Genomic DNA, 25,791 nt, shown 5'->3' with positions numbered 1-25,791 from the left:
AATTTCTAGCAAACTAGAGCGTTTTCGACAAAATTGTGTTATAATGAGTCCGTCATTGCGGTGCGGATATTTCTCGGGGACAAGGGTGATTCGTGTGAATGACATCATGGTGAAATTGGCGTCATTGAAGGAACAAATTGAACGGCTGCTTAATCATTCATATTTGCGCGAGCATGTGCCGGCGCCGGCTGTCGATGAAGACCGGTTGCTGTTGGCGCTGTCGATGTTTGCTGATGCTCCAGCGGCGCCGAATGAATCGGATCGGTATATCATCGCCATGATGCTCGTGCAGATCGCCCTTGATACCCATGATGAGGTAACAGATAGCGGCGATGATTTGAAGACGCGGCAGCTTATCGTCCTCGCCGGCGATTTGTACAGCGGACTGTATTACGAGTTGTTGGCGCGTTCTGGCGATATCGCGCTCATCCGTTTGTTCGCCGAAGCGATCCGCGACATTAACGAACAAAAAGTACGTCTTTATGAAAAAAGCTCGGAGCGGATCGAGACGCTATTTGCAGCGGTCGGCACGATCGAATCAGCGTTGCTTGCAAAACTTGCCGATCGCATGGCAGTGCCGCAGTGGGGGCAGTTTGCGTACCATTACTTATTGCTGCGGCGTCTGCTTCAAGAACGGGAATCGTTCGTCGGCACTGGGACGTCAGTGCTCTTTGAGCAAATGGCGCATATCGCATTCCCGCGGGCGAAGGTGCTGACAAACGAGCAACAACGGTATTTGCTTCGCCTTTGCAACCGCTATATCGACCATTGCAAAGAAGCTTTGTTCACGGCGAAATTGCTGCCAAACGACGTGCTGGCGCTCCGCGTGACTGAGCTTTCCGGTGGATTTTCAGCCATCGCCAAAAAGACGGTGGAAGAAGGGTAGAATGATGCATCAATCAAAGGAAGAGCGAGTTCATCGTGTGTTTGAAAAAATCTCCACTCATTATGATCGGATGAACTCCGTCATCAGCTTCCGTCGCCATTTAAAATGGCGCGAAGACGTGATGCGACGGATGAATGTGCAAAAAGGGAAAAAAGCGCTCGATGTTTGCTGCGGGACGGCCGACTGGGCGATCGCCTTAGCCGAGGCGGTCGGGCCAGAGGGGGAAGTGTATGGCCTCGATTTCAGCGAAAACATGTTAAAAGTCGGCGAGCAAAAGGTGAAAGAGCGCAGCTTGCACAATGTGAAGCTCATTCATGGCAACGCCATGCAGCTGCCGTTTCCTGACAATTCGTTCGATTACGTGACCATTGGTTTCGGCTTGCGCAACGTCCCTGATTATATGACGGTGCTGAAAGAAATGCACCGGGTCACGAAACCGGGCGGCATGACTGTCTGTTTGGAAACGTCGCAGCCGACGCTATTTGGCTTCCGCCAGCTTTACTATTTTTATTTCCGGTTTATTATGCCGCTGTTTGGCAAACTATTGGCCAAAAGCTATGAGGAGTATTCGTGGTTGCAAGAGTCCGCGCGCGAGTTCCCGGGGCGGGATGAGCTGGCGGAAATGTTTCGCGCCGCTGGCTTTGTCGATGTCGAGGTCAAACCGTACACGTTCGGCGTGGCGGCGATGCATTTAGGTTACAAACGATGAGTCAAGGTGAACATTCATGAAGTTAAAGGCGATGTATTCGTTTTTAAGCAAGGATTTGGCGGCGGTCGAACAAGAGCTCGAGCGGACGGTTCAGTCGGAATATGGGCCGCTTGGGGAAGCGGCGCTGCATTTATTGCAGGCGGGCGGAAAGCGGATCCGTCCCGTTTTTGTCTTGCTTGCCGCCCGCTTTGGCCATTATGATCTCGAGCGGATCAAGCATGTAGCTGTAGCGCTCGAACTCATTCACATGGCATCGCTCGTCCATGACGACGTGATCGACGATGCCGACTTGCGCCGCGGCCGACCGACGATCAAAGCGAAATGGAGCAATCGGTTTGCCATGTACACGGGCGATTATTTGTTTGCCCGTTCGCTCGAACGGATGGCGGAACTTGACGACCCACGCGCTCACCAAGTACTCGCGAAAACGATTGTCGAAGTGTGCCGCGGGGAAATTGAGCAAATTAAAGACAAATACTGGTTTGAACAACCACTCCGCACGTATTTGCGGCGCATCCGCCGGAAAACGGCGCTGCTGATCGCTGCTAGCTGCCAGCTTGGCGCTCTGGCCGCTGGCGCCCCGGAATCGGTGGCTAAACGTCTGTATTGGTTTGGCCATTATGTCGGCATGTCGTTTCAAATTACGGATGATATCCTCGATTTTACAGGCACGGAAGAGCAATTGGGCAAGCCGGCGGGAAGCGACTTGCTGCAAGGAAACATCACCCTCCCGGTGCTGTACGCGCTTCGTGATGAACGGTTGAAAGCGGCGATCACCGCTGTCAGCCCGGAAACCAATGCGGATGAGATGGCAGCTGTCATTTCCGCCATTAAGCGAACGGATGCCATTGACCAGTCGTACGCATTAAGCGACCGCTACCTCGAAAAAGCGCTCCGTCTGCTCGGTGAATTGCCCGCCAATAAGGCGCGCACCTTGTTGCATGATCTCGCCCTCTACATCGGGAAAAGGGATTATTAACGCTTTCAAGGACATTATTGCCAATGACGCGAAACAATGGTACTATGATGAGGGGAACCCGTTTCCTAGTACATACGACAGTAGGGGTGGAGAGTCAATGAAAGAACGGACATTTTTAATGGTAAAGCCAGACGGGGTTCAGCGCAATTTAATCGGTGAAATTGTCTCCCGCTTTGAAAAAAAGGGATTCCAGCTTGTCGGCGCCAAGCTGATGCAAGTGTCGCGTGAGCTGGCTGAGCAGCATTACGCCGAACATAAAGAGCGTCCGTTTTTTGGCGAGCTTGTTGATTTCATTACGTCCGGACCGGTATTCGCGATGGTGTGGGAAGGTGAAAACGTGATCGCTGCCGCCCGGCAAATGATGGGGAAAACGAATCCACAAGACGCCGCACCGGGGACGATTCGCGGAGATTTCGGCTTGACGGTCGGCAAAAACGTCATTCACGGTTCCGATTCGCCGCAAAGCGCGGAACGCGAGATCAACTTGTTCTTCAAAGAAGAAGAGCTCATTACATATACAAAACTGATGAACGAATGGCTATATTAATGTGAAGACCGGCCACAACTTGGCCGGTTTTTGCCATTTTATGAGGACGACACGATAACGGGAGAGGGGGCAGTACCGATGGATGATTATGCACAATTTATTGCGAAAGTGAAACGAAAAACCGGTATTGATCTTTCATTGTATAAAGAGGCACAAATGAAGCGGCGTTTAACGTCTTTATATGTAAAAAAAGGATTAAACAGCTTTGCCGAACTGTTTGCGGAGATGGAAAAAAACCCGGTGCTATGGCATGAATGTTTAGACCGGATGACGATCAACGTGTCAGAATTTTACCGCAACGCGAAGCGGTGGGACGTGCTTGAGCGCATTATTTTGCCGCGGTTGTTGGCGGAAAATCCGCGTCCAAGAGTATGGAGTGCTGCTTGCTCGGCCGGCGAGGAACCGTATACGCTCGCGATGGTGCTTGCGAAATACCTGCCGCTTCACCGTGTGTCGGTGTTGGCAACTGACATTGATGAAAATGCGCTCGCTCGCGCGCGTCTTGGGGTATACGGCGAACGGTCGCTCGCTGAGCTGCCGGAAGAAATGAAAAAAAAGTTTTTTACGAAAGACGGACAGTATTATAAAATAGACGAAAAGGTGAAACAAGCGGTCACGTTTCAAAAACATAATTTGCTCGCCGATCCGTTTCCGGGGCCATTTGATTTGATTGTCTGCCGCAATGTGCTCATTTACTTCACCGAAGAGGCGAAACGGGCGTTGTATCCAAAATTCCGTGACGCGCTCCGGCCGGGCGGTGTGCTGTTTGTTGGCAGCACGGAGCAAATTTTCAATCCCGGCTCGTACGGGTTTGAAGTCGAGGAGACGTTTTTTTATCGGAGAACATAGCGGGCTTTGCCCACTTTTTTTACAGAAAAACTATTTTCATTTTTTTAATTTATGATATATTTTTACATAAACGCGTTAAAGAGCTGAAGGGAGAGACAGATATGCGTTATTTGACGGCAGGGGAGTCGCATGGACCACAATTGACGGCCATTTTAGAAGGGGTGCCGGCGGGGCTCGAGCTGCGCGCCGAGCATATTAATAAAGAGCTCGCTCGCCGGCAAAAAGGGTATGGACGCGGCCGGCGCATGCAAATTGAAAAAGATGAGGTCAAAATCGTCGGCGGCGTCCGCCATGGCAAAACGCTCGGCTCGCCGATTGCGCTTGTTGTTGAGAACCGTGATTTTCAACATTGGCAAACGATTATGGCTGTTGAGCCGATTGATGATGAAACCGAAGTCAAGCGAAAAGTAACGCGCCCGCGCCCGGGGCATGCTGATTTAAATGGAGCCTTGAAATACGGGCATCGCGATATGCGCAACGTGCTCGAGCGCTCGTCGGCAAGGGAAACGACTGTGCGTGTAGCCGCCGGGGCCGTGGCGAAACGTCTGCTCGAAGAGGTCGGTATTCGCGTCGCCGGACATGTGCTAGAAATTGGCGGCGTGCGTGCCGAGAAGCTCGATTACCGCTCGCTTGACGAGCTGCAAAAAGTGACAGAGGAATCCCCGGTGCGCTGTTTTGATCCGGAGGCAGGGCAAAAAATGATGGAAGCGATCGACTTAGCGAAGAAAAACGGTGATTCGATCGGCGGCATCGTCGAAGTGATCGTCGAAGGAGTGCCGGCCGGAGTTGGCAGCTATGTTCATTATGACCGGAAGCTCGATGCGAAAATTGCCGCTGCCATCGTCAGCATTAACGCCTTTAAAGGCGTCGAGTTCGGCATCGGATTTGAGGCGGCGCGCCGGCCGGGAAGCGAAGTGCACGACGAAATCATTTGGAGCCCGGAACAGGGGTTTTCGCGCCGGACGAACCGAGCTGGCGGCTTTGAAGGCGGAATGACGACCGGGATGCCGATCGTTGTGCGTGGGGTGATGAAGCCGATTCCGACGTTGTACAAGCCGCTTGGAAGCGTCGATATCGACACGAAAGAACCGTTTACAGCGAGCATCGAGCGGTCAGACAGCTGCGCCGTACCGGCGGCAAGCGTCGTTGCCGAGGCGGTCGTCGCTTGGGAAGTGGCGGCGGCGATCGTTGAGCAATTCGGGCAAGATCGGATTGACTTGATCAAAGAAAACATTGAGCGCGCTCGCCGCTATGCAAGGGAGTTTTAACGATGATGGAACGGACGATTGAAACGGCGACGAAACAATATCCGCTTCTGCTGGGCGATGGGGCGGCTCGCGCGTTGCCGCGCCTGCTCCGCTCGCTCGCCTGTCCACCGGGGACGAAGCTGTTTATCATTACCGACGATGCGGTGGCGCCGCTTTATTTGGATGAGGTGCGCGCCATGCTTGCCGCTGCTGAGTATGACGTATATGCCTATATCATCCCGAGCGGAGAGGCGGCCAAGTCATTCGACAACTATTACGCCTGCCAAACAGCGGCGCTCCAGTGCAGCTTAGACCGCCGTTCAGTCATTATCGCGCTTGGCGGCGGCGTTGTTGGCGATTTAGCCGGATTTGTCGCGGCCACCTATATGCGTGGCATCCGCTATATTCAAATGCCGACAACACTCTTGGCTCATGACAGCGCCGTCGGCGGCAAAGTGGCGATTAACCATCCGCTTGGTAAAAATATGATCGGTGCCTTCCATCAGCCGGAAGCGGTTGTGTATGATACGACTTTTTTGCGCACGCTGCCTGAGCGTGAACTCCGGTCGGGGTTTGCCGAAGTGATCAAACATGCGCTCATCCGTGACCGCCGCTTTTATGAATGGCTGCGTGCGGAAGTGAAGACGCTCGCCGATTTGCGCGGCGAAGCGCTCACCTATTGTATTGAAAAAGGCATCGATATTAAGGCGTCTATCGTACGTGAAGATGAAAAAGAAACCGGCGTGCGTGCCCATTTAAATTTTGGTCATACGCTCGGCCATGCGCTTGAAAGTGAACTTGGTTACGGTACGCTCACCCATGGGGAAGCAGTCGCCATCGGCATGCTGTTTGCCGTGTTTGTCAGTGAACGGCTTTATGGCCACTCGTTTGCTGAGCACCGCTTTGCCGAATGGTTTGCCCGATACGGTTTTCCGGTGTCGCTGCCGACGACGGTGGAGGCCGATCGGTTGCTTGAGAAAATGAAAGGTGACAAAAAAGCATACGCCGGGACGGTGCGGATGGTGCTCTTGCGCGAGATCGGCGACGTCGAAGTCGTGGAATTAGAAGATGATAAGCTGCTCGCTTGGCTAGATGAGTTCGCCAAACAGGGGGGAGGACGATGATTCGCGGCATTCGCGGAGCGATTACGGTTGAACAAAATGAAGCCGAAGAAATCGTGACGGCTACCGAAATACTGTTGCGTGAAATGATTAAGGCGAACGGGGTCGTCGCCGATGATGTTTCGTTTGTGCTCATTTCCGTCACGGATGATATCAACGCCGCATTTCCGGCACAGGCGTTGCGCCGGATTGACGGTTGGACGTACGTGCCGGTCATGTGCACAAGGGAAATTCCGGTGCCCGGCTCGCTGCCACGTTGCATCCGAGTCATGATGACGGTGGCGACGGAGAAAAAGCAGGATGAGATTTGCCATGTATATTTAAAGGATGCGGCCATACTGCGCCCGGATTTGTCGTTGACAAAAAAGACAGAAATGTAATATAGTTAAAATAACTTCTTTGCCCGCCGCATGGCGGACTTCGGAAGAAGTGGAGCGAGAGCTGAGAACGAGTGTAGGGTAGATGAGAATGAGCGAGTTTAGCTGAGGTGAGCGTTTGTTATTTGTTTGCTGACATCTGCCCAAAGACGGTCGTCTTTGGGCGTTTTCTTTCCTCTTTTCGCCTCATAAACCCTCATTCTCCGCCCGCTGATCATGAAGGGAGGAGAAGGGATGTCCACGAATGGGCTAGCCGCTTTTTTAGCGGATGCCAACGAGTTCCGCACTATCCCGATTGTGCGCAAATTTTTAGCCGATGTCATTGAACCGCTTGGAGTATTTAGCAATTTGCGTGATGAAGCGGTGTTTTTGCTCGAAAGCAAAGACGATGAATCGCCATGGGCTCGCTATTCGTTTATCGGGGTCGCGCCGTTTTTGACACTCGAAAGCGAAACAGGCGAGACGTTTTCCGTGAAAGACGAAAATGGAAACGAACAAGTTGTAATGCCGACGTTGAAAGAGGCGTTTCAATGGGCTGAGCAGGCGCTTGATGTCCGACCGTTGAGAGAAGTAGTGCCGTTTACAGGCGGCGCGGTCGGGTTTTTAGGATACGATTTCATTTCAGCCATCGAAAAGGTGCCGCGTCATGAAAATTGTGATTTAGGTATGAAAGCTAGTTATTTCGTATTTTGCGAATCGCTGTTTGCTTTTGACCACCAAAAGCGTGAGCTCCTGCTTATTCACTATATTCGGTTGCATGGTGGTGAAACAGAACAGGAAAAGATTGAGAAATATCGCTCCGCCCAACAGCGCATCGCTGCGTTGGCGGCAAAAGCGGTGCGAATCCAAGCTGAACGGCCGCTGTTGCCGGCAGATGAGGAAGCCGGGCGGGCTGTCTCGTTTGCTCAGGCGATGTCCAATTACGAAAAAGAACGATTTTTGCAAGACGTAGAAACGGTGAAACAGTATATCGCGGCTGGTGATGTGTTTCAAGCTGTTCTGTCGCAGCGTTTTTGCGTGCCGGTCCGCGCGGGTGGTTTGGCCGTTTATCGGTTGCTCCGCCATATTAATCCGTCGCCGTACATGTTTTATTTCCGGTTGAGTGATACAGAAATTGTTGGAAGTTCACCGGAAAAACTCATCCAAGTGCGCAATCGGCGCATTGAAATCGATCCGATCGCCGGAACGAGGCGGCGCGGGCGCTCGCCCGAAGAGGATGCGATGCTGGCTGATGAGCTGTACAACGATCCGAAGGAGCGGGCTGAGCATTATATGCTCGTTGATTTGGCACGCAACGATATCGGCCGGGTGGCAAAATACGGAACGGTCAAGACGCCAATCTTGATGGAAATCGGCAAGTTTTCCCACGTGATGCATTTAATTTCGAAAGTCGTCGGTGAGTTGAATGATGATGTTCACCCCATTGATGCGTTGCTTGCCGCCTTTCCGGCTGGGACGGTGAGCGGAGCGCCGAAAGTGCGGGCGATGCAAATTTTACAAGAGCTTGAGCCAACAGCTCGCGGATTGTACGCCGGGGCGATTGCTTACATCGGCTTTGACGGCAATATCGACTCATGCATTGCCATCCGGACGGCGGTCATCAAAGATGGCTATGCATACGTGCAGGCCGGCGCGGGCATCGTCGCTGACTCCGTCCCAGAACTTGAGTGGAAAGAGACGTGCAATAAAGCAAGCGCCTTAATGAACGCCATTGAACAAGCAGAACGACTATTTGTCAAAGGGGAGAGGATCGTATGTTGAAGCGGCTGCTTTCCAAATGTGCGGAAGGGAAAACGTTGACGGAAGAAGAAGCATATGAAGCGATGGCCACCGTCATGGATGGGGCGGCGACAGACAGCCAAATCGCGAGTTTGTTGTCGATGTTGTGCCTGCGAGGGGAGACGGTCGACGAGCTGACCGGGTTTGTGCGAGCCATGCGTGACCGGATGATGGCGATTGATGCCGGTGATGATGTGATCGACACGTGTGGCACAGGTGGTGACGGAGCGGCGACGTTCAACATTTCAACAGCTGCGGCAATCGTCATTTCATCGCTCGGCGTCAAAGTTGCCAAACACGGCAATCGCGCTGTTTCATCAAAAAGCGGCAGCGCCGACGTGCTCGAGCGTCTTGGCATCAATATTCAATCGTCGCCAGACGCCGCCAAGGAGGCGTTGGAAACGAACGGATTAACATTTTTGTACGCCCCTTTGTATCACACAGCCATGAAACATGCCGCCGGGCCGCGGAAAGAAATCGGTTTTCGCACGGTTTTTAACTTGATCGGCCCGCTTGCCAACCCGGCACGTTGCAAGCGGCAAGTCGTCGGTGTTTATTCGACCCGCTACGCCGAGAAACTAGCGGAAACGATGCGCCGCCTTGGTTCGGAGCATGTGCTGTTCGTCACCGGTCGCGATGGGCTCGATGAATGCAGCATCGCCACGGAAACTGATGTTGTTGAACTGAAAGATGGAGCGATTCGCCGCTTTGTCATCACCCCGGAAGAAGTCGGTTTGCCTCGCGGAGAGCTTGCTGATGTGCAGGTGCATAATCCGGAAGAAAGCGCCGCATTGCTTGAAGCGGTCATGACCGTGACAGCGCCGGAGAGCGCCGTGAATATCGTCGCCTTAAACGCCGGTGTCGCCTTGTACGCCGCCGGCAAGACAAAAACGATCGCTGATGGGGTGACGATGGCGAAAGACGCTATTTTGTCCAACGCTGCTTATAGGCAGTTGCAGCGGCTGCGGGCAAAGGAAGTGGTCCGTGATGCTTGAGCAAATTTTAGCGACAAAACGAGAGGAACTTGACACATTGACATTGCCGGAACCGTTGCCGGAGCCGAAACGCCGTCCTTTCGCGGCGGCGCTCCGCCGGCCGCGGCGGGCGCTCGGGCTAATCGCCGAAGTAAAAAAAGCGTCTCCGTCTAAAGGCATCATCCGCCCGGACTTTGATCCGGTCGCCATTGCCAAAGCGTATGAGCGCGCGGGGGCTGATGCGATCAGTGTGCTGACGGACGAGCGCTATTTCCAAGGGCACCGCCGCTATTTGCAGGAAGTGAAAGAAGCGGTCAACATCCCGGTGTTGCGCAAAGATTTCATCATCGACCGCCGGCAAGTGGAAGAAAGCGCCCGGCTCGGGGCGGATGCAATTTTATTGATCGGCGAAGCGCTGCCGCCGGAAATGCTCGAGGCGCTCTATCAAGAAGCGTACAGCATCGGGCTGGAATGTTTAGTGGAAGTGCATGCGAAAGAAACGCTTGAGCGGATTTTGGCTCGGTTTACGCCTGAAGTGGTTGGCATTAACAACCGCGATTTGCATACGTTTGTCACAACACTTGAGGCGACAAAAGCGCTCGCTTCCCTCATTCCGCCGTCGAGCGTCATCGTCAGCGAAAGCGGGATCAGCTCATACCGTGATGTACGAACGATCCGCTCATACGGGGTACAGGCGATGCTTGTCGGTGAGTCGCTCATGCGCCAAGCGGATGTCGAACGGGCGGTTTACCGGCTGTTTGGAGAGGATGATGGCAATGGTTCGTCTTAAATATTGCGGCAACCGTTCGGCGGACGATGTGCAAGTCGCGCTCGCGAGCGGGGCGGATTATCTTGGCTTTATTTTTACTGAAAGCAAACGGAACGTTTCACCTGAGGAGGTGAAGCGCTGGTTAGCACTAGCATCACTCGGCGATAAGCAGCTCGTCGGTGTCTTTGTCAATGCCTCTGTTGATCAGATCGCTTCTGTCACCGAACAGCTGCCGCTTCATGTCGTCCAATGCCATGGTCATGAGACACCAGCTGAGCTGGCCGTCGTAAAGGAAGCGACACGGCTCTCGGTTTGGAAAGCGATTCATCACGACGATGGGGCGCTCGAGACGATGAAGCAATATGCAGGGGTAGCTGACGGCTACGTTGTCGACAGCCGCGTCGCTGGTGCATGGGGAGGAACGGGCGTCTCTTTTGACTGGGAGGCGGTGCCGCGCTATTTGGAAGAGGCAGCACGCCAAGGTGTGCCGTGCTTCATCGCCGGCGGCATCACCCCGGACAATATCGAGCGGCTGCTCGCCTATCGTCCCGACGGGATCGACATTAGCAGCGGCATTGAAACAGACGGACGCAAAGACCCGGCTAAGATGAAGCAGATAGAAGAAAAAACAAAACAGTATCTCGCAGTAGGAAAAGGCGCGAAATGATCGTTTCGCTCCATGCTCGGACGATGAAACAGCGCCGCTTCGGCAATCGAGAGGTGCGCTTTCACACGAAATTCGTCATTTAATCTTAAGAAAAAAGAAGGTGGCTTTGATGATGGAACACGTTCCGAATGAACACGGGCGATTTGGTGATTTTGGCGGCAAGTTTGTTCCAGAGACGCTCATGCTCCCCCTTGAGGAAATTGAAACCGAGCTGGACAAAGCGCTTGCCGACGAGTCGTTCAGGCAAGAATATATCCGGATTTTGCAGCACTACTCGGGGCGGCCGACTCCGCTTACGTTTGCACCGAATTTGACACGACAGCTTGGTGGGGCGAAAATTTATTTAAAGCGCGAAGATTTAAACCACACCGGCGCCCATAAAATCAACAACGCTATCGGCCAGGCGCTCTTGGCGAAACGGATGGGCAAGAAAAAATTGATCGCTGAGACCGGCGCTGGGCAGCACGGGGTTGCGGCAGCGACGGTGGCCGCTCACTTCGGTATGGAATGCATCGTCTTTATGGGCGAGGAAGACATGAAGCGGCAAGAGTTGAACGTGTTTCGGATGAAGCTGTTAGGCGCCGAAGTTGTGCCGGTGTTAAGCGGCAACCGGACGTTAAAAGATGCGACAAATGAGGCGATTCGTTATTGGGTCGCCCATTGCGATGACCATTTTTACATGATCGGTTCGGTTGTCGGCCCGCATCCGTACCCGAAAATGGTGCGCGAGTTTCAGCGCGTGATCGGCGATGAGGCGAAAGAACAGTTTCTCGCCGGCGAAGGAACGCTGCCGGATGTGATTGTTGCCTGCGTCGGCGGAGGCAGCAACGCCATCGGCATGTTTTATCCGTTTTTGCAAGACGATGTCCGTCTCGTCGGCGTGGAAGCGGCCGGCAAAGGAATCGATACTCCGCACCATGCGGCGACGATTACAAAAGGGACAAAAGGCGTTATCCATGGGGCAATGACGTACTTGTTACAAGATGAGTACGGGCAAATTATTGAACCGTATTCAATTTCCGCCGGCCTTGATTACCCTGGCGTCGGTCCGGAACATGCGTATTTGGCCAGCATCGGCCGCGTTCGTTATGAGAGTGTGACCGATGAAGAAGCAGTGGCTGCGTTTCAGCTTCTGGCGCAAACTGAAGGCATCATTCCAGCCATTGAGTCGGCGCATGCGGTGGCCAAAGCTGTCGAGCTTGCCCGCCAAATGACGCCGGATGAGACGGTGCTTATTTGCCTGTCCGGCCGCGGCGATAAAGATGTGCAAATGATGATGCGCCATCTTGGGGTGAAAGAAGGTGAAGACGTTGCGTCTGCCCGTTAACCGATCGTTATTTATTCCGTTTATTGTTGCCGGCGACCCGTCTGCTGATTTGACTGTTGACCTCGCTTTGGCGCTGCAAGACGCCGGTGCTGACGTGTTGGAGCTTGGCGTTCCGTACTCTGACCCACTCGCTGATGGGCCGACGATCCAGCGCGCCGCCGCCCGGGCGCTCGCCGGACAAATGACGCTGCCGAAAGCCATTCAACTTGTTGCCGACATGCGAAAAAAAGGAGTAAAAATTCCGATTATTATCTTTACGTATTATAATCCTGTGTTACAATTAGGAGAAGAATCCTTTTTTGCTTTAGCGCAAGAAAATGGCGCCGACGGCGTGCTCATTCCCGACTTGCCGTTTGAGGAGAGCGGCCCGCTCCTCGAGCTCAGTGAGCGGTTCGGCCTTCCGCTTATTTCGCTTGTCGCTCCGACATCAAAGCAGCGAATTGAGCAGATTGCTTCAGCGGCGCAGGGGTTTTTGTACTGTGTCTCCTCGCTTGGCGTCACGGGCGTGCGTGAGACACTGCCGGAGTCGCTTGGCCATTTCCTAGGTGAAGTAAAGCGGCATAGCCGTGTCCCGGTCGTTGTCGGTTTCGGCATTTCAACACCGGAACAAGTGGCGATGCTGAAAGACGCCTGTGATGGAGTCGTGGTCGGCAGTGCGCTCGTGCAAAAAATCGAACAGTTGCTTGAGCGCCTGCAGACCTCGGAAGAAAAGAATGCGGCTATCGCTGAATTTGCCTCCTATGCCCGTTCGCTCGCCGCGCCGCTTCGGGAGCCGTGTTCTTCGCGCTAAAAAGTTCCGACTTAAAGGAGTGGGCGATATCCATGCAAGTAAAGGAGCAACTTCGGGGACTCCCCCCGTACCAACCGGGAAAATCGATTGAGGAAGTGAAGCAGGAATACGGTCTTTCTGAGATTATTAAACTAGCTTCCAATGAAAATCCATACGGCTCATCGCCGACGGTGAAATCTGCCATCGCTGCTGAACTTGATCGCCTTGCCGTCTACCCGGACGGTTATGCCCGCGCATTGCGCGAAAAAGTGGCCAACCATCTCGGCGTGAAGGAAACACAGCTGTTGTTTGGCAACGGTTCGGATGAAGTCGTACAAATTTTTTGCCGCGCCTTTTTAGAGCCGGGCACGAACACGGTGATGGCGACGCCAACATTTCCGCAATACCGCCATAACGCGATCATCGAGCGGGCTGAAGTGCGCGAAGTGCCGCTTGTTGACGGGCGCCATGATTTGGAGGCGATGCTTAAGGAAATTGATGAAAACACGCGCATTGTCTGGGTTTGCAATCCGAACAACCCGACCGGCACGTATGTGAATGAGACAGAATTGCGCGCCTTTTTAGATCGTGTGCCGTCGCACGTGCTTGTCGTTTTGGATGAGGCGTATTATGAATACGTAACGGCGGACGATTATCCGCAAACGGTGCCGCTGTTACAAGAATACGAACAGCTTGTTATTATGCGTACGTTCTCGAAAGCGTATGGGCTTGCTGCGCTTCGCGTCGGCTACGGCATTGCCAGTGAGTCGCTCATTCGTGCCGTCGAACCGGCGCGCGAGCCGTTTAACACGTCGACCATCGCCCAAGCGGCTGCTGCGGTCGCGCTTGATGACCAAGCGTTCATCCGTGCCTGTGTCGAACAAAACCGTGCCGAGCTTGAACGGTATTATCGTTTCTGTGAAGAACACGGCCTGAAGTACTATCCGTCGCAAACGAACTTTTTGTTCATTGATTTTGGTATGGACGGCAATGAAGTGTTTCAATATTTGCTCGAGCGTGGCATTATCGTCCGCTCCGGCAAGGCGCTCGGTTTGCCGACCGGCGTGCGCATCACCGTCGGCACGAAAGAGCAAAATGACCGGGTGTTTGAAACGATTTCGCACATGCTTCGCGAAAAACAGCTCACCTGACCAGGTTGACAGTGAATTGGTCAGGAAGGCCAGCCCGTTGCTTTTAGCAAGCAGCGGGCACATTTTTACATAAAGAAGGTGGGTTGGGTTGGAAGGAAACGTGTTTATTGTCGGTCTCGGCTTGATCGGTGGGTCGATTGCTTTAGCCATTAAAAAAGCACATCCAGAAGCAGTGATCATCGGCTATGACGTCAGTGACCATCAACTCGGTTTGGCCCGTTCGCTTAAAGTGATCGACGAAGTCGTCCATTGTGTAGAGGACGGGTTTAGGCAAGCCGATTTGATTGTTCTTGCCACTCCGGTCATGCAGACGGAATTGTTGCTTTCCTCCATGCCGTGTGAGCGGTTGAAGCACGGCGTCATCGTCACGGACGTCGGCAGCACGAAGCAGCGCATCGTTCAAGGTGCGCAGCGCCTTTTGGAGCATGGCGTGGCGTTCATCGGCGGCCATCCGATGGCTGGGTCGCATAAAAGCGGTGTAGCAGCGGCGCGGGCTCATTTGTTTGAAAACGCCTTTTACATTTTGACGCCGACGGACGGAGTTCCACCGCAGCAGGTTGATAAGCTGAAACAATGGCTTTCCGGAACGAAAGCGCAGTTTGTCGTCTTAACTCCGGAAGAGCATGACCGCATCACTGGGGTGATCAGCCATTTTCCGCACTTGATTGCGGCGAGCCTTGTTCATCAGGCGCGCGAGTATGAAAACGAAAACGACCTCGTCAGCCGGTTGGCGGCCGGTGGTTTCCGCGATATCACCCGCATTGCGTCAAGCAATCCGGAAATGTGGCGGGACATTTTTATCCATAATAAGTGCGAACTGCTCGCCATTTTTGACCGCTGGATCGCCGAAATGAAACGGCTTCGTTCGTTTGTCGAGGAAGAAAACAGCATTGCTATTTATCATTATTTTCTTGAAGCGAAACAGTTCCGCGATGGGCTGCCTGTGCGGACAAAGGGAGCGATTCCGTCGTTTTACGATTTGTATGTTGACGTACCGGATTACCCGGGGGTTATTTCCGAGGTAACCGGCTATTTAGCTCAGGAAAACATCAGCATTACGAACATCCGCATTATTGAGACGCGCGAGGAAATTTACGGAGTGCTCCGCCTTAGCTTCCAAAGCGAAGATGATCGGGCGCGGGCGAAAGCGTGCCTCGCCAAACATACGAATTTTGCGACATATGAAGGGTAGCAAGAAAAACAGTGGAGGGATGTTGCATGCAGCTGCCAACGAACGTATTCTCGCTTCGGGGAACGATTGAGGTGCCCGGCGACAAATCGATTTCCCATCGCGCTGTCATGCTCGGGGCGCTCGCTTCCGGACGGACGGTGATCGATCATTTTTTGCCTGGTGCAGATTGTTTAAGTACAATTGACTGTTTCCGCAAACTTGGTGTCGACATTCATCAAGACGGGACGAACGTCATCGTCGAAGGGGCAGGGTCCGGAGGGCTTCGTGAGCCGGCCGCCGTGCTTGATGTCGGCAATTCCGGCACGACGGCGCGCCTTTTGCTTGGCATTTTGGCCGGTCAGCCGTTTCATGCTTGCCTTGTTGGCGACGAGTCCATTGCCAAACGGCCGATGGCGCGGGTGACGAAGCCGCTCCGTGAGATGGGAGCACACATTGACGGGCGTGATGGCGGAAACTATACCCCGCTTGCGATCCGCGGCGGCGCGCTTCGCCCGCTCCGCTATACCTCACCGGTGGCGAGCGCTCAAGTGAAGTCGGCGATTTTGCTTGCCGGTTTGTTTACTGACGGAGTGACGTCCGTCACTGAGCCGCACCGCTCGCGCGACCATACCGAACGAATGATTCGGTTGTTTGGCGGCGAAGTGAATGTCAACGGTCTAACCGTCTCTATTGCCGGTCCGCAGTCCTTACGCGGGACGCACATTTACGTTCCTGGCGACATTTCATCGGCTGCTTTTTTCCTCGTCGCTGGCGCAATTGTGCCAAACAGTGAAATTACGCTGAAAAACGTTGGCTTAAATCCGACAAGAACAGGCATCATCGATGTGCTCGAGCGAATGGGAGCCGACATTACGATTGACCATATCCGCAATGAGGAAACGGAGCCGATCGGCGATATTACAATCCGCACATCGACGCTTCACGCCATTGAAATTGGTGGTGATATCATTCCAAGGCTGATTGATGAAATTCCAATCATTGCCTTGTTGGCGACGCAAGCGGAAGGGACAACTATCATTAAAGATGCCAGTGAGTTGAAAGTAAAAGAAACGAATCGAATCGATACAGTCGTTGCCGAGCTGAAAAAGTTTGGTGCTGATATTGAAGCAACCGACGATGGCATGATCATTCGCGGCAAAACGGCGCTTTATGCCGACGGGATTGTCGTCGACAGCCACGGTGATCATCGGATCGGGATGATGCTGGCCATCGCTGCGTGCTGCGCGAAAGGAACGGCTCGCCTTGAGCGTCCGGAAGCGGTCGCCGTCTCCTATCCATCCTTTTTTGCCGATCTACGTTCTTTGCTGTAGCCTCAAGCGCCCTCGCCCCAAGTGGGCGAGGGGCATATTTTGCTTTGATCATTCATATGTTGTCAATAAGAGGGATGGCTTCTCCTTACTTTTTGAAAGCGGATACATTTTTTACGAGACAGCGCGTTGGCGGGTGGCGAGCGGTTCGGTTGCTGAAACGACCATTGTCGATTATGATTAATCATGTTCCCATTGCAGTAGTACATAAATATTCAGACAGGGAGAGGGCGGATAACATCGCCCACTAAACAACAATCTGTCGCGATAAGAGAGGTTCACGGAAATGACACGCGTTGAACAAATCATTCGTCTGGTGGAAAACGGAAATGTTGACAAAGCATTGGCGCTCGTCCCGAAAGTGAAAAAGTATGGCAGCGATGAGGAGAAATATGAGCTTGCTGACTGCTTGTATGCATGGGGAATGCCGGAGGAGGCAAAAGGGCTGCTCGAGGAGTTGGCCGCCCGCTATCCGGATGATGGCGACATCCGCTTGTTTTTGGCTGAAGTGTATACGGAACTGGAAGCTGAAGATGAAGCGCTCGCCATTTTGGACGAGATCGGTGAAGACGATCCACAGTTCGTTCGGGCGTGCCTGCTAGCCGCTGACTTATACGAAATGCAAGGACTGACGGAAGTGAGCGAGCGAAAATTGCGCCAAGCGTATAAAAAGGCACCGGATGAGCCGGTCGTCCAATTCGCCTTGGCGGAATTGTATTTTTCGCTCGGCGAATACGCGAAAAGCGTGCCGTTTTATGAACAAGTGCAAAAAAGCACGCGCGAGATGGCTGGCGTTCTCTTGGTGGAACGGCTTGCCGAGGCGCTCACCCGATCCGGGGAGTTTGAGGCGGCCCTCCCGTATTATGAAGAAGCGCTCAACGAAAAAACGGACAGCCGGACATTGTTCGCCTACGGATTCACAGCCCTACAGGCCGGTTATGCACAAACGGCCATCGACAAGCTCAGCGCCTTAAAAGAGCTCGATCCAGACTATGCTCCCCTTTACTTATATTTGGCGAAAGCTTATGAACAAGAAGGACAGCTCCGAAAAAGTTATGAGACGGCGCTTGAAGGGATAAAAATCGATGAGTGGAATAAAGAGCTCCGTCTTTATATCGGCAAACTGGCTTTAAAGCTGAACAAACCGGATGAAGCGGAAGAGCAGCTGAAAAAGGCGCTCGAGATCGATGGCGGCTATATTGAGGCACTTACTGTTTTATCGGCGCTTTGGCTTCACGAACAGCGCTATGAGGATGTAGTGGCGCTTTTGGAGCGGGCGATGGCTGACGGTGAATACGATCCGCAGTTTGAATGGGATTTAGGGCGCGCCAAACATCGACTCGAGATGTATGACGATGCATTAAATCATTACGCTGAGGCATATAATTTCTTTAAGAATAACGTCGATTTTCTTGAAGAGTACGGATATTTTCTCATCGAGGAAGGAAATCGGGCTGCAGCGAGAGAAATATTTCAACAAATCGTCGGTTTGGACCCGAGCCACACGGAGGCGGCCGAGATGCTGCTTGAGCTCGAAGAGTAGGGGAGAAGCGGTGATCGAACCTCTTTCTTGGAAACCGATCGAGGGGGAAGCGCACAATGACGCACGTATCCGTCAATGAAAAAAAAGAGTTCATCCGTTGGTTTTTAAGCCATTATCAGTTGAAACGGCGCGAATGTGTTTGGATTTTAAACTATTTGATGAGCCATGACCAGCTGATGCAAAAGGTGCATTTTGTTGAGAACGCCCAATATTGCCCGCGCGGCATCGTCATGTCGACCCACTGCGTGGATGATGTGCCGTTTCGCTTTTACAAAGGCAATGTGATGACGACCGATGCGGAGAAATCGTTCCATGATATCCGGTTGAACCGTGACGAAGATATTTACATTCAGCTCAATTTCCGCGCTTCTTTTCACTCGCCGCAATATGTTGCTGTACTTGAAGAAAACCCGTATGCACCGAAGCAGGCGCAAGTGAGCGAAAACGATCAGCGTCTTGCTGAGCAATTTTTAGAACGGTCCATTTATGAGTTCCGGCGTGAGCGGCTCATGAAACTGATCGATGAGGCGCTTGATCGCCACGACGAAGAGGCGTTTCGCCGGTTGACCGATGAATTAAACAAATTGTAACACCTTGCCGCAGGCAAGGTTTTTCTTTTGCCGAAAAATATGGTATGGTGATAAGGAACAAACTTTATGGCAAAGGGGAATAGCGATGAAATGGACAAGCGGAGACGTCGCCACCTACGAAAAAGAGCGCGACTACATTGATACGGCGCTCGTTCCGCTTTTGCCGGTGGCTGTCGGCCAAGGAGCGAGGCGGCTCGCTTCCGGCGGGGAGCTTGTCGGGCTCGTCGCCACCGAGGTCGAGCGGCAGCTGAGGGGGCGCGTGTTTTTGTTGCCGCCGTTTGTTTATTTTGTGGATGAACAACGGGATAAGCTGTTGGAAAGGCTGGCGAATTGGACAAACCGGCTTAGGCAGGAAGGGATGGAACATGTGTTTTATGTGACGTGCGATCGCACATGGCAAGAGGGGACGGAGGCCAGTCGCTTTTGGCTCGTTCCGACCGTTCCGCTCGAGAGCATGGATGAGTCGTATAAGCATGAACTCGTCCGCGAGCAGGCCGCTGAGCTGCTCCGCTTTTTCGTTAACCGCTGGACGAAAAGGTAGGCAAAGCAAAGTCCCACGTTTTGCCGTTTGTGATATTGACCTTGTCCAGCAATTGAGCTATCATTAGAATGTCCTAGTTTTCCATTGTGTTATACGTAAAATTGTCCGGTGTGGACTTGACTTTGCATAGAGGGGGGAAGACGATGAGCGACAACAAACATCGCGTAACGAGACGTCAATTTTTAAACTACACGCTGACCGGCGTCGGCGGTTTTATGGCAGCAGGAATGCTTATGCCGATGCTCCGCTTCGCCTTTGACCCGATCTTGAGAGAGACGGCAGGCACGGATATGGTCGCGGTAGCGGACGTCAAAGAGATCACGACCGAACCGAAGCGCTTCGACTTTAAAGTGAAGGTGAAAGACGCTTGGTACGAGTCGGAAGAACCGAGATCAGCTTGGGTGTATAAGGATGAAAAAGGGGACATTATCGCCCTGTCACCGGTTTGTAAACACCTTGGCTGTACGGTCGACTGGAATACGGACAAAAACAACCCGAATCATTTCTTCTGTCCGTGCCACTACGGGCTCTATACGAAAGACGGCACGAACGTTCCGGGGACGCCGCCGACAGCTCCGCTTGACCGCTACGAGTTCGAAGTGAAAGACGGAAAGCTGTATTTAGGCAAGGCGAAACCAAGAGGGGAGGCGTAATGCGTGTTAAACAAGCTGTATGACTGGGTCGATGAACGCTTAGATATTACGCCTTTATGGCGGGATATCGCCGATCACGAAGTTCCGGAGCACGTCAACCCGGCTCATCATTTTTCCGCCTTTGTCTACTGTTTTGGCGGACTGACGTTTTTTGTCACGGTCATTCAAATTTTGTCAGGCATGTTTTTAACCATGTACTATGTCCCGGACATTAAAAACGCGTGGGAGTCGGTTTATTATTTGCAAAACGAAGTGGCGTTCGGCAAAATCGTGCGTGGCATGCACCATTGGGGAGCAAGCTTGGTCATCGTCATGATGTTTTTACATACGCTGCGCGTCTTTTTCCAAGGGGCGTATAAAAAGCCGCGCGAAATGAACTGGATCGTCGGCGTGCTGATCTTCATGGTCATGATGGGGCTTGGTTTTACCGGTTATTTGTTACCTTGGGATATGAAAGCGCTGTTTGCGACGAAAGTTGGTCTGCAAATCGCTGAAGCAGTGCCGCTCATCGGTCCGGCGATCAAAACGTTGTTGGCCGGGGATCCGGAAATTGTCGGTGCCCAGACGTTGGCGCGCTTCTTTGCGATTCATGTGTTCTTCTTGCCGGCGGCTTTGCTTGGCTTAATGGCAGCGCACTTTTTAATGATTCGCAGACAAGGCATTTCCGGTCCGCTATGATCGGTCGGTTGGACGTTTTGAGGCGATAGAAAAAAGGAGGGAATCACGCAATGCATCGCGGAAAAGGAATGAAATTTGTCGGCGATTCCCGTATTCCCGCGGTACGAAAACCGAATATTCCAAAGGACTATTCAGAGTATCCCGGGAAAACGGAAGTGTTTTGGCCGAACTTCCTGTTAAAGGAATGGCTTGTCGGTTCGGTCTTTCTCGTTGGCTTTTTATGTTTGACCGTCGCCCACCCGTCGCCGCTCGAGCGGATTGCCGACCCGACGGACACGACGTATATCCCGCTGCCTGACTGGTATTTCTTATTCTTATACCAATTGCTCAAATATTCGTATGCGTCCGGTCCGTATACAGTCATCGGCGCGATCGTCATGCCGGGGTTGGCGTTTGGCGCTTTGTTGCTGGCTCCGTTTTTGGATCGCGGTCCGGAGCGCCGTCCGTGGAAGCGCCCGGTGGCGACAGGCATGATGCTTCTTACTCTTGCTGCGATCGTTTATTTGACATGGGAATCGGTCGTCACGCACGACTGGGAAAAAGCGGCTGAACAAGGGAAAATTCGTGCGGAAGTGGAAATTGATACGAACGCTGAAGGCTATAAAATCGCTCAAGCCAATACGTGTACGTCATGCCACGGGGAAAACTTGTCCGGTGGTGCCGGTCCGTCGCTTGTTGGCACCGGCTTGACAGCAGAAGAGATTGCGAAGATCGCTAAAGAAGGGCAAGGAAGCATGCCGGGTGGCATTTTTAAAGGCACGGATGAAGAGTTGCAAAAAATGGCGGAATTCATCGCCGGCTTAAAAGCTGAATAATCGTTTCACACGAAAAAGCTGACTCGCGTTAGTCAGCTTTTTTCGTACCTACATTGAATTGAGATGAGGTGCAAACGATGGCATGGCTTTATGCGATATTCGCTTCCCGGCCGGTTGTTTCGCTACTTTTGCTTGTGAATGCTGCCGGCACCGTTTACGGCTATTATTGGTATCGTTATCAGTTGGCGGAAACACCGCCCTTGTTTTTGCCATTTGTGCCCGACAGTCCGACGGCGAGTCTTTTTTTTCTCATCGTTCTCGGCGCCTGGCTGCTCGGTCGGCAGACACCGCTGTTTGAAGCCCTTGCCCTTGTGACACTTGTCAAATACGGGATTTGGGCGGTCGTCATGAACGTGCTCGTTTGGCGCGTCACCGGAACGCTTGACTGGGCAGGATGGATGCTCATCGTTTCCCATGGGGCCATGGCGGTCGAAGGCATGCTGTACGCTCCGCTTTACCGATTTCGTCCGGTTCATCTTGCTTTGGCAGCGGTTTGGACGCTGCATAACGATGTCATCGACTACGTATTTGGCATGATGCCACGTTATCATATGTTGGATCATTATGCTGATCAAATCGGTTATTTTACGTTTTGGCTCAGCATTGCCTCCATTGCCGTGGCGTATTGGCTTGGCATCCGCACACGGCGACAGTCGTTCTCGCTTCCTCCCGCATAGCAGTGGAATAGGAGTAACAAGGGAGGAAAATTTGCCCTATCGCTTGATCGCAGTTGCTTGGTCTACTCTTGTCCACTCCTTCATACATTGTAGTAGTGAATGAGGGAGGGACGAGGATGAAACGAATCGGGCTGGCCATGTTGTTATCGATCGCCTTTTTATGGCCAGCGCTCGTTGGCGCGGCCGAATCAATGGAAAGTTGGAAACAGCTTGACGACATTTCCGACGAGGCGCTGCAATTGGCGAAAAATGAGCGTTTTGCTGAAGCCAAAGAAGTGCTCCTTTATTTTTCTGAACGGTTTTTCGCTCTTGGAGCGAGAGAACGGTTAAAATCGGCTGACGAGCTGAGGGCGGTGACTGTGACGCACGAACACGCGGTAAAGGCCATGACAGCATCGATTCCAGCGGAAGACAAAATCGCTGCTCTTACGCAGTTCCGTCTCGTAGTTGATGCCGTCCAATCGACGCATCAGCCACTTTGGTCAGAGATGAAGCCGGCTGTCATGGAGGCGTTCGCTGCGATGGAAAAGGCGGCGGAACGTGGGGAGAGAGAGGCATATGACGCTGCCTTTCGCCAATTTATTGATCGCTATACATTAATTGAGCCGAGTGTGAAAATTGATGTACCGCCAAAAGCGGCCAAAAAGGTTGACGGCAATCTGGAAGCACTGCAACCCGCCTCATTTTGGCAGCTTGCCAAAAACGAGCAACGAGAGCAGCTCGCCGCTGCACGCCGCGATGTCGAAGCGCTATTTGACGGGGTGAAAAAAGATGAAGCTGATCCATCACTCATTTGGGTGATGATTTCGACTGGCGGAGTGATTGTGTTGACGCTGACATACGTCGGCTGGCGGAAATACAAAGGGGAAAAAGAGGAAAAGCGGGCGCGACAGCCGGAAGAATAGGCGCCGCCTCGCTTTCGGAGGGGGAGGGTTCCCCCTCCTTTTTATGTTTGAATTGGATGGCATCTAGCGAATTCAGCGTATGCCGCCCGCGCGAGCGCCGTTCCGGTTATTATTGTTCAAGCGGTCGTTTTTGTTCATCAAGCGTAAATCCTTCACCAAGCACATCGTGCACATCGGTGACGGCAACAAAGGCGTGCGGGTCAACGGACATAATGACGTTTTTTAAGCGTGGCAGCTCGTTTTTAGCGACGACGCAATATAAGACGTCACGGTCGCGCTTCGTATACGAACCTCGTCCTTTTAACACGGTGACGCCGCGTTCCATTTCCGTCAAAATCCGGTTGGCGATTTCCTCACTTTTTTCTGAGATGATCGTCGCCCCTTTCGCCGCATAGCCGCCTTCTTGCATAAAATCAATGACTCGGGCGGCGAGAAAGACGGCGACTAACGTATACATCGCCTCGCGGTACGAAAGGTAAAGAAGCGACAGTGTAATGACGGCGGCATCAAAGGCAAACATCGTTTTGCCCATGCTGATGCCTTTATATTTATAGACGAGGCGGGCGATAATGTCGACACCCCCGGTTGTGCCGCCGTAGCGGAAGATGATGCCGAGGCCAACGCCGATGAAAACGCCGGCAAACAACGCCGCGAGCGTCATATCATGCTGAAGCGGCATATGAATCATGTAGCGTTGAAAAATGGATAAAAACATTGAAACGGCGACGGTGCCGAGCACGGTATAAAGAAACATTTGACGACCAAGCAGCTTCCAACCGATAAAAAAGAGCGGGATGTTGAGCGCCAAGTTGGTGATGGCCGGATCAAGCCCAAACAAAAAATAAAGAAGAAGCGTAATGCCGGTAAAACCGCCTTCCGCCAAATTGTTTTGCATGTTGAAATGGACGAGGCCGAAGGCAAAAATAGCAGCGCCAAGCAAAATAAATAAACTGTTTTTCATTTTTAAGCCGAAAATCATATCGTCCCTCCGTCCACAAAAATAGTCGGCGTCCTTAATTATAGAGGAACTTGCCTGCGCAGGCAACGATGGTCGAAAGCAGGGAAAATTGACGACTGGCGAAAACATTTGTCAAATGCGCCGCTTTTCGCTAACATGGAAACAGACGAGGTGATGGTCATGCAGGAGAAAACGATGAAACAGATGCAACGCGAAGTGGATGAATATATCGGGCAGTTTAAAGAAGGTTATTTCAGCCCGCTCGCCATGCTCGCGCGGCTGACAGAAGAGCTCGGCGAACTGGCGCGTGAAGTGAACCATTATTATGGGGAAAAGCCGAAAAAGGTAACGGAAAAAGAAAAAACAGTGGAAGAAGAGCTGGGCGATTTGTTGTTTGTACTCATCTGTTTTGCCAATTCGCTCAACATTGATTTGCAGGAGGCGCACGACCGGGTGATGGACAAGTTCCGGATCCGCGACCGTGACCGTTGGACGCGAAAGGAGGAATCTCAATGACGATTCGCATCGTCATTGCCGGGCCACGCGGCCGCATGGGCCGTGAAGCGGTGGCACTTGTGCAAAGAACAGACCATTTTGAACTGGCTGCGGTCATTGACCGCCGCTATGACGGGCAAAATTTGGCCGACATCGATGGATTTGCCGGCATCGACGCTCCGATTTATACTGATGCTGTCCGCTGCTTTACCGAGGTGAAGCCGGATGTGCTCATCGATTTAACGACGCCCGAGGTCGGAAAACGACATGCTGAACTGGCGCTGCGCTACGGCGTCCGTCCAGTCATCGGCACGACCGGGTTCACGCCGGAAGATATCGAGCGGCTGACGGAGCTCGCTGAGACGAACGAAATCGGTGCGATCATTGCCCCGAACTTTGCTGTCGGCGCGGTGCTGATGATGAAGTTTGCCCGCATGGCGGCAAAATATTTCACTGATGTAGAAATTATCGAACTACATCATGACCAAAAGCTTGACGCGCCATCAGGGACGGCCCTGAAAACCGCACAGCTTATCGCTGAAGTGCGTCCGTCGAAAAAACAAGGCCATCCGGATGAAAAAGAAACGCTTGCCGGCGCACGTGGGGCTGCATACGACGGCATTCCGATTCATAGCGTTCGCCTGCCAGGGTTTGTCGCCCATCAGGAAGTCATTTTCGGCGGCGAGGGACAGACGCTGACAATCCGCCATGATTCACTCGACCGCCGCTCATTCATGTCTGGAGTGAAACTAGCGGTGGAAACGGTTATGCATTTACATACGCTCGTCTACGGGCTTGAACATATTTTGGAATAGCGCAAACAGCGCAAACGGGGGAGAGAACAAGATGAAAATCGCGTTAATTGCCCATGACGAAAAAAAGGCGGAGATGGTGGCGTTTGCGACCGCCTACGCGCCTGTGCTGGCAAACCATGAACTGTACGCCACGGGCACAACCGGCTTGCGCATTCAGGAAGCGACCGGACTCGCCGTCCATCGCTTTCAGTCCGGGCCGTACGGGGGCGATCAGGAGATCGGAGCGATGATCGCCCGCAATGAGATGGACCTCGTTATTTTTTTCCGCGACCCGCTTACCGCCCAGCCGCACGAACCGGACATTAGCGCATTGATGCGCCTTTGCGACGTCTATGCTGTGCCGTTAGCAACGAACATTGGGACGGCGGAGCTGCTCATTCGAGGATTGGAGCGCGGTGATTTGGCATGGCGCAACATCGTCCACGGCCGGGCGAAAAGCGGGGAGGAAAAGGAAACAGAAAGGTGACAGCG

29 protein-coding genes are annotated in these 25,791 nt (G+C 52.8%); 28 read left to right on the top strand and 1 reads right to left on the bottom strand.

The window, feature by feature from the left end:
* The first annotated feature begins 106 nt into the window (after positions 1 to 106).
* From IC804_RS03000 to ypjB, 25 genes are all read left to right on the top strand, one after another.
* Positions 107 to 886: a heptaprenyl diphosphate synthase component 1 gene (locus IC804_RS03000; protein ID WP_029760975.1), complete on the top strand. Its 780-nt coding sequence runs from the start codon at positions 107 to 109 to the stop codon at positions 884 to 886.
* A 4-nt stretch (positions 887 to 890) separates the two neighbouring features.
* Positions 891 to 1,595, top strand: a complete 705-nt coding sequence (menG, locus tag IC804_RS02995) for a demethylmenaquinone methyltransferase (protein ID WP_029760974.1) — start codon at positions 891 to 893, stop codon at positions 1,593 to 1,595.
* A 16-nt stretch (positions 1,596 to 1,611) separates the two neighbouring features.
* Positions 1,612 to 2,574 (top strand): heptaprenyl diphosphate synthase component II, encoded by a 963-nt coding sequence (gene hepT / locus IC804_RS02990; RefSeq protein ID WP_008879618.1) that lies wholly within the window; start codon positions 1,612 to 1,614, stop codon positions 2,572 to 2,574.
* Positions 2,575 to 2,671: 97 nt separating this feature from the next.
* Positions 2,672 to 3,121, top strand: coding sequence for a nucleoside-diphosphate kinase (gene ndk, locus IC804_RS02985; protein ID WP_008879617.1), 450 nt, complete (start codon positions 2,672 to 2,674; stop codon positions 3,119 to 3,121).
* Between the two features lie 78 nt (positions 3,122 to 3,199).
* Complete coding sequence (locus IC804_RS02980) at positions 3,200 to 3,970, top strand: CheR family methyltransferase (RefSeq protein WP_008879616.1); 771 nt, start codon at positions 3,200 to 3,202, stop codon at positions 3,968 to 3,970.
* Positions 3,971 to 4,071: 101 nt separating this feature from the next.
* On the top strand, positions 4,072 to 5,238 hold the full coding sequence (gene aroC, locus IC804_RS02975; protein WP_008879615.1) for a chorismate synthase: 1,167 nt from the start codon (positions 4,072 to 4,074) through the stop codon (positions 5,236 to 5,238).
* 2 nt (positions 5,239 to 5,240) lie between these two features.
* The gene (aroB, locus tag IC804_RS02970; RefSeq protein WP_008879614.1) at positions 5,241 to 6,341 is read left to right on the top strand and encodes a 3-dehydroquinate synthase; all 1,101 of its coding nucleotides are present in this window, start codon (positions 5,241 to 5,243) and stop codon (positions 6,339 to 6,341) included.
* Complete coding sequence (gene aroH, locus IC804_RS02965; protein ID WP_029760973.1) at positions 6,338 to 6,718, top strand: chorismate mutase; 381 nt, start codon at positions 6,338 to 6,340, stop codon at positions 6,716 to 6,718. Before aroB ends, aroH begins: the two co-directional genes overlap by 4 nt.
* Before the next feature lie 231 nt (positions 6,719 to 6,949).
* A complete protein-coding gene (trpE, locus tag IC804_RS02960; RefSeq protein ID WP_008879612.1) occupies positions 6,950 to 8,476 on the top strand; it encodes an anthranilate synthase component I in 1,527 nt (508 codons plus the stop codon).
* Positions 8,470 to 9,489 carry an anthranilate phosphoribosyltransferase gene (gene trpD, locus IC804_RS02955; RefSeq protein ID WP_008879611.1) on the top strand — a complete coding sequence of 340 codons (1,020 nt, stop codon included), beginning with the start codon at positions 8,470 to 8,472 and terminating at the stop codon, positions 9,487 to 9,489. The genes trpE and trpD overlap by 7 nt, the downstream gene beginning before the upstream one ends.
* Positions 9,482 to 10,258 carry an indole-3-glycerol phosphate synthase TrpC gene (gene trpC / locus IC804_RS02950; RefSeq protein WP_008879610.1) on the top strand — a complete coding sequence of 259 codons (777 nt, stop codon included), beginning with the start codon at positions 9,482 to 9,484 and terminating at the stop codon, positions 10,256 to 10,258. The genes trpD and trpC overlap by 8 nt, the downstream gene beginning before the upstream one ends.
* Positions 10,245 to 10,904, top strand: a complete 660-nt coding sequence (locus IC804_RS02945) for a phosphoribosylanthranilate isomerase (RefSeq protein ID WP_008879609.1) — start codon at positions 10,245 to 10,247, stop codon at positions 10,902 to 10,904. The genes trpC and IC804_RS02945 overlap by 14 nt, the downstream gene beginning before the upstream one ends.
* Positions 10,905 to 11,016: 112 nt before the next feature.
* Positions 11,017 to 12,231 (top strand): tryptophan synthase subunit beta, encoded by a 1,215-nt coding sequence (gene trpB, locus IC804_RS02940; protein WP_081157167.1) that lies wholly within the window; start codon positions 11,017 to 11,019, stop codon positions 12,229 to 12,231.
* Positions 12,215 to 13,021 (top strand): tryptophan synthase subunit alpha, encoded by an 807-nt coding sequence (trpA, locus tag IC804_RS02935; RefSeq protein WP_008879607.1) that lies wholly within the window; start codon positions 12,215 to 12,217, stop codon positions 13,019 to 13,021. Before trpB ends, trpA begins: the two co-directional genes overlap by 17 nt.
* A gap of 32 nt (positions 13,022 to 13,053) precedes the next feature.
* On the top strand, positions 13,054 to 14,151 hold the full coding sequence (gene hisC / locus IC804_RS02930) for a histidinol-phosphate transaminase (protein ID WP_008879606.1): 1,098 nt from the start codon (positions 13,054 to 13,056) through the stop codon (positions 14,149 to 14,151).
* A gap of 88 nt (positions 14,152 to 14,239) precedes the next feature.
* Entirely contained in the window at positions 14,240 to 15,343 is a 1,104-nt protein-coding gene (locus tag IC804_RS02925; protein ID WP_008879605.1) for a prephenate dehydrogenase, read from the top strand.
* 26 nt (positions 15,344 to 15,369) lie between these two features.
* Positions 15,370 to 16,653, top strand: coding sequence for a 3-phosphoshikimate 1-carboxyvinyltransferase (gene aroA / locus IC804_RS02920; RefSeq protein ID WP_081157166.1), 1,284 nt, complete (start codon positions 15,370 to 15,372; stop codon positions 16,651 to 16,653).
* 283 nt (positions 16,654 to 16,936) lie between these two features.
* The gene (locus tag IC804_RS02915; RefSeq protein ID WP_060476033.1) at positions 16,937 to 18,193 is read left to right on the top strand and encodes a tetratricopeptide repeat protein; all 1,257 of its coding nucleotides are present in this window, start codon (positions 16,937 to 16,939) and stop codon (positions 18,191 to 18,193) included.
* A gap of 56 nt (positions 18,194 to 18,249) precedes the next feature.
* Complete coding sequence (locus IC804_RS02910) at positions 18,250 to 18,783, top strand: ReoY family proteolytic degradation factor (protein ID WP_008879602.1); 534 nt, start codon at positions 18,250 to 18,252, stop codon at positions 18,781 to 18,783.
* A gap of 85 nt (positions 18,784 to 18,868) precedes the next feature.
* A complete protein-coding gene (locus IC804_RS02905) occupies positions 18,869 to 19,324 on the top strand; it encodes a YpiF family protein (protein ID WP_060476032.1) in 456 nt (151 codons plus the stop codon).
* Between the two features lie 143 nt (positions 19,325 to 19,467).
* A complete protein-coding gene (gene qcrA, locus IC804_RS02900; protein ID WP_008879600.1) occupies positions 19,468 to 19,977 on the top strand; it encodes a menaquinol-cytochrome c reductase iron-sulfur subunit in 510 nt (169 codons plus the stop codon).
* 3 nt (positions 19,978 to 19,980) lie between these two features.
* Positions 19,981 to 20,655: a menaquinol-cytochrome c reductase cytochrome b subunit gene (qcrB, locus tag IC804_RS02895; RefSeq protein ID WP_081157165.1), complete on the top strand. Its 675-nt coding sequence runs from the start codon at positions 19,981 to 19,983 to the stop codon at positions 20,653 to 20,655.
* A gap of 50 nt (positions 20,656 to 20,705) precedes the next feature.
* Positions 20,706 to 21,470, top strand: a complete 765-nt coding sequence (locus tag IC804_RS02890; protein ID WP_008879598.1) for a menaquinol-cytochrome c reductase cytochrome b/c subunit — start codon at positions 20,706 to 20,708, stop codon at positions 21,468 to 21,470.
* A gap of 77 nt (positions 21,471 to 21,547) precedes the next feature.
* Positions 21,548 to 22,147, top strand: coding sequence for a lipoprotein heptaprenylglyceryl N-acetyltransferase LhaT (locus IC804_RS02885; protein ID WP_008879597.1), 600 nt, complete (start codon positions 21,548 to 21,550; stop codon positions 22,145 to 22,147).
* 116 nt (positions 22,148 to 22,263) lie between these two features.
* Positions 22,264 to 23,052, top strand: coding sequence for a sporulation protein YpjB (ypjB, locus tag IC804_RS02880; protein WP_008879596.1), 789 nt, complete (start codon positions 22,264 to 22,266; stop codon positions 23,050 to 23,052).
* A 109-nt stretch (positions 23,053 to 23,161) separates the two neighbouring features.
* Here ypjB and IC804_RS02875 read toward each other — a convergent pair whose 3' ends face one another.
* Complete coding sequence (locus tag IC804_RS02875) at positions 23,162 to 24,031, bottom strand: YitT family protein (RefSeq protein ID WP_008879595.1); 870 nt, start codon at positions 24,029 to 24,031, stop codon at positions 23,162 to 23,164.
* A 159-nt stretch (positions 24,032 to 24,190) separates the two neighbouring features.
* Between IC804_RS02875 and IC804_RS02870 the strand changes: the two genes are divergently transcribed.
* The 3 genes from IC804_RS02870 to mgsA are packed head-to-tail and all read left to right on the top strand — an operon-like array spanning position 24,191 to position 25,786.
* A complete protein-coding gene (locus IC804_RS02870) occupies positions 24,191 to 24,526 on the top strand; it encodes a nucleotide pyrophosphohydrolase (RefSeq protein ID WP_029760968.1) in 336 nt (111 codons plus the stop codon).
* Positions 24,523 to 25,320, top strand: a complete 798-nt coding sequence (gene dapB, locus IC804_RS02865; protein ID WP_008879593.1) for a 4-hydroxy-tetrahydrodipicolinate reductase — start codon at positions 24,523 to 24,525, stop codon at positions 25,318 to 25,320. The genes IC804_RS02870 and dapB overlap by 4 nt, the downstream gene beginning before the upstream one ends.
* Before the next feature lie 31 nt (positions 25,321 to 25,351).
* Positions 25,352 to 25,786, top strand: coding sequence for a methylglyoxal synthase (gene mgsA / locus IC804_RS02860; RefSeq protein WP_008879592.1), 435 nt, complete (start codon positions 25,352 to 25,354; stop codon positions 25,784 to 25,786).
* Positions 25,787 to 25,791 lie beyond the last annotated feature (5 nt).

The organism is Geobacillus sp. 47C-IIb, from assembly GCF_014679705.1.
GTDB lineage: Bacteria > Bacillota > Bacilli > Bacillales > Anoxybacillaceae > Geobacillus > Geobacillus thermodenitrificans.
The sequence above is the reverse complement of the archived record's forward strand: the minus strand, read 5'-3'. Positions and strand labels throughout refer to the sequence as shown.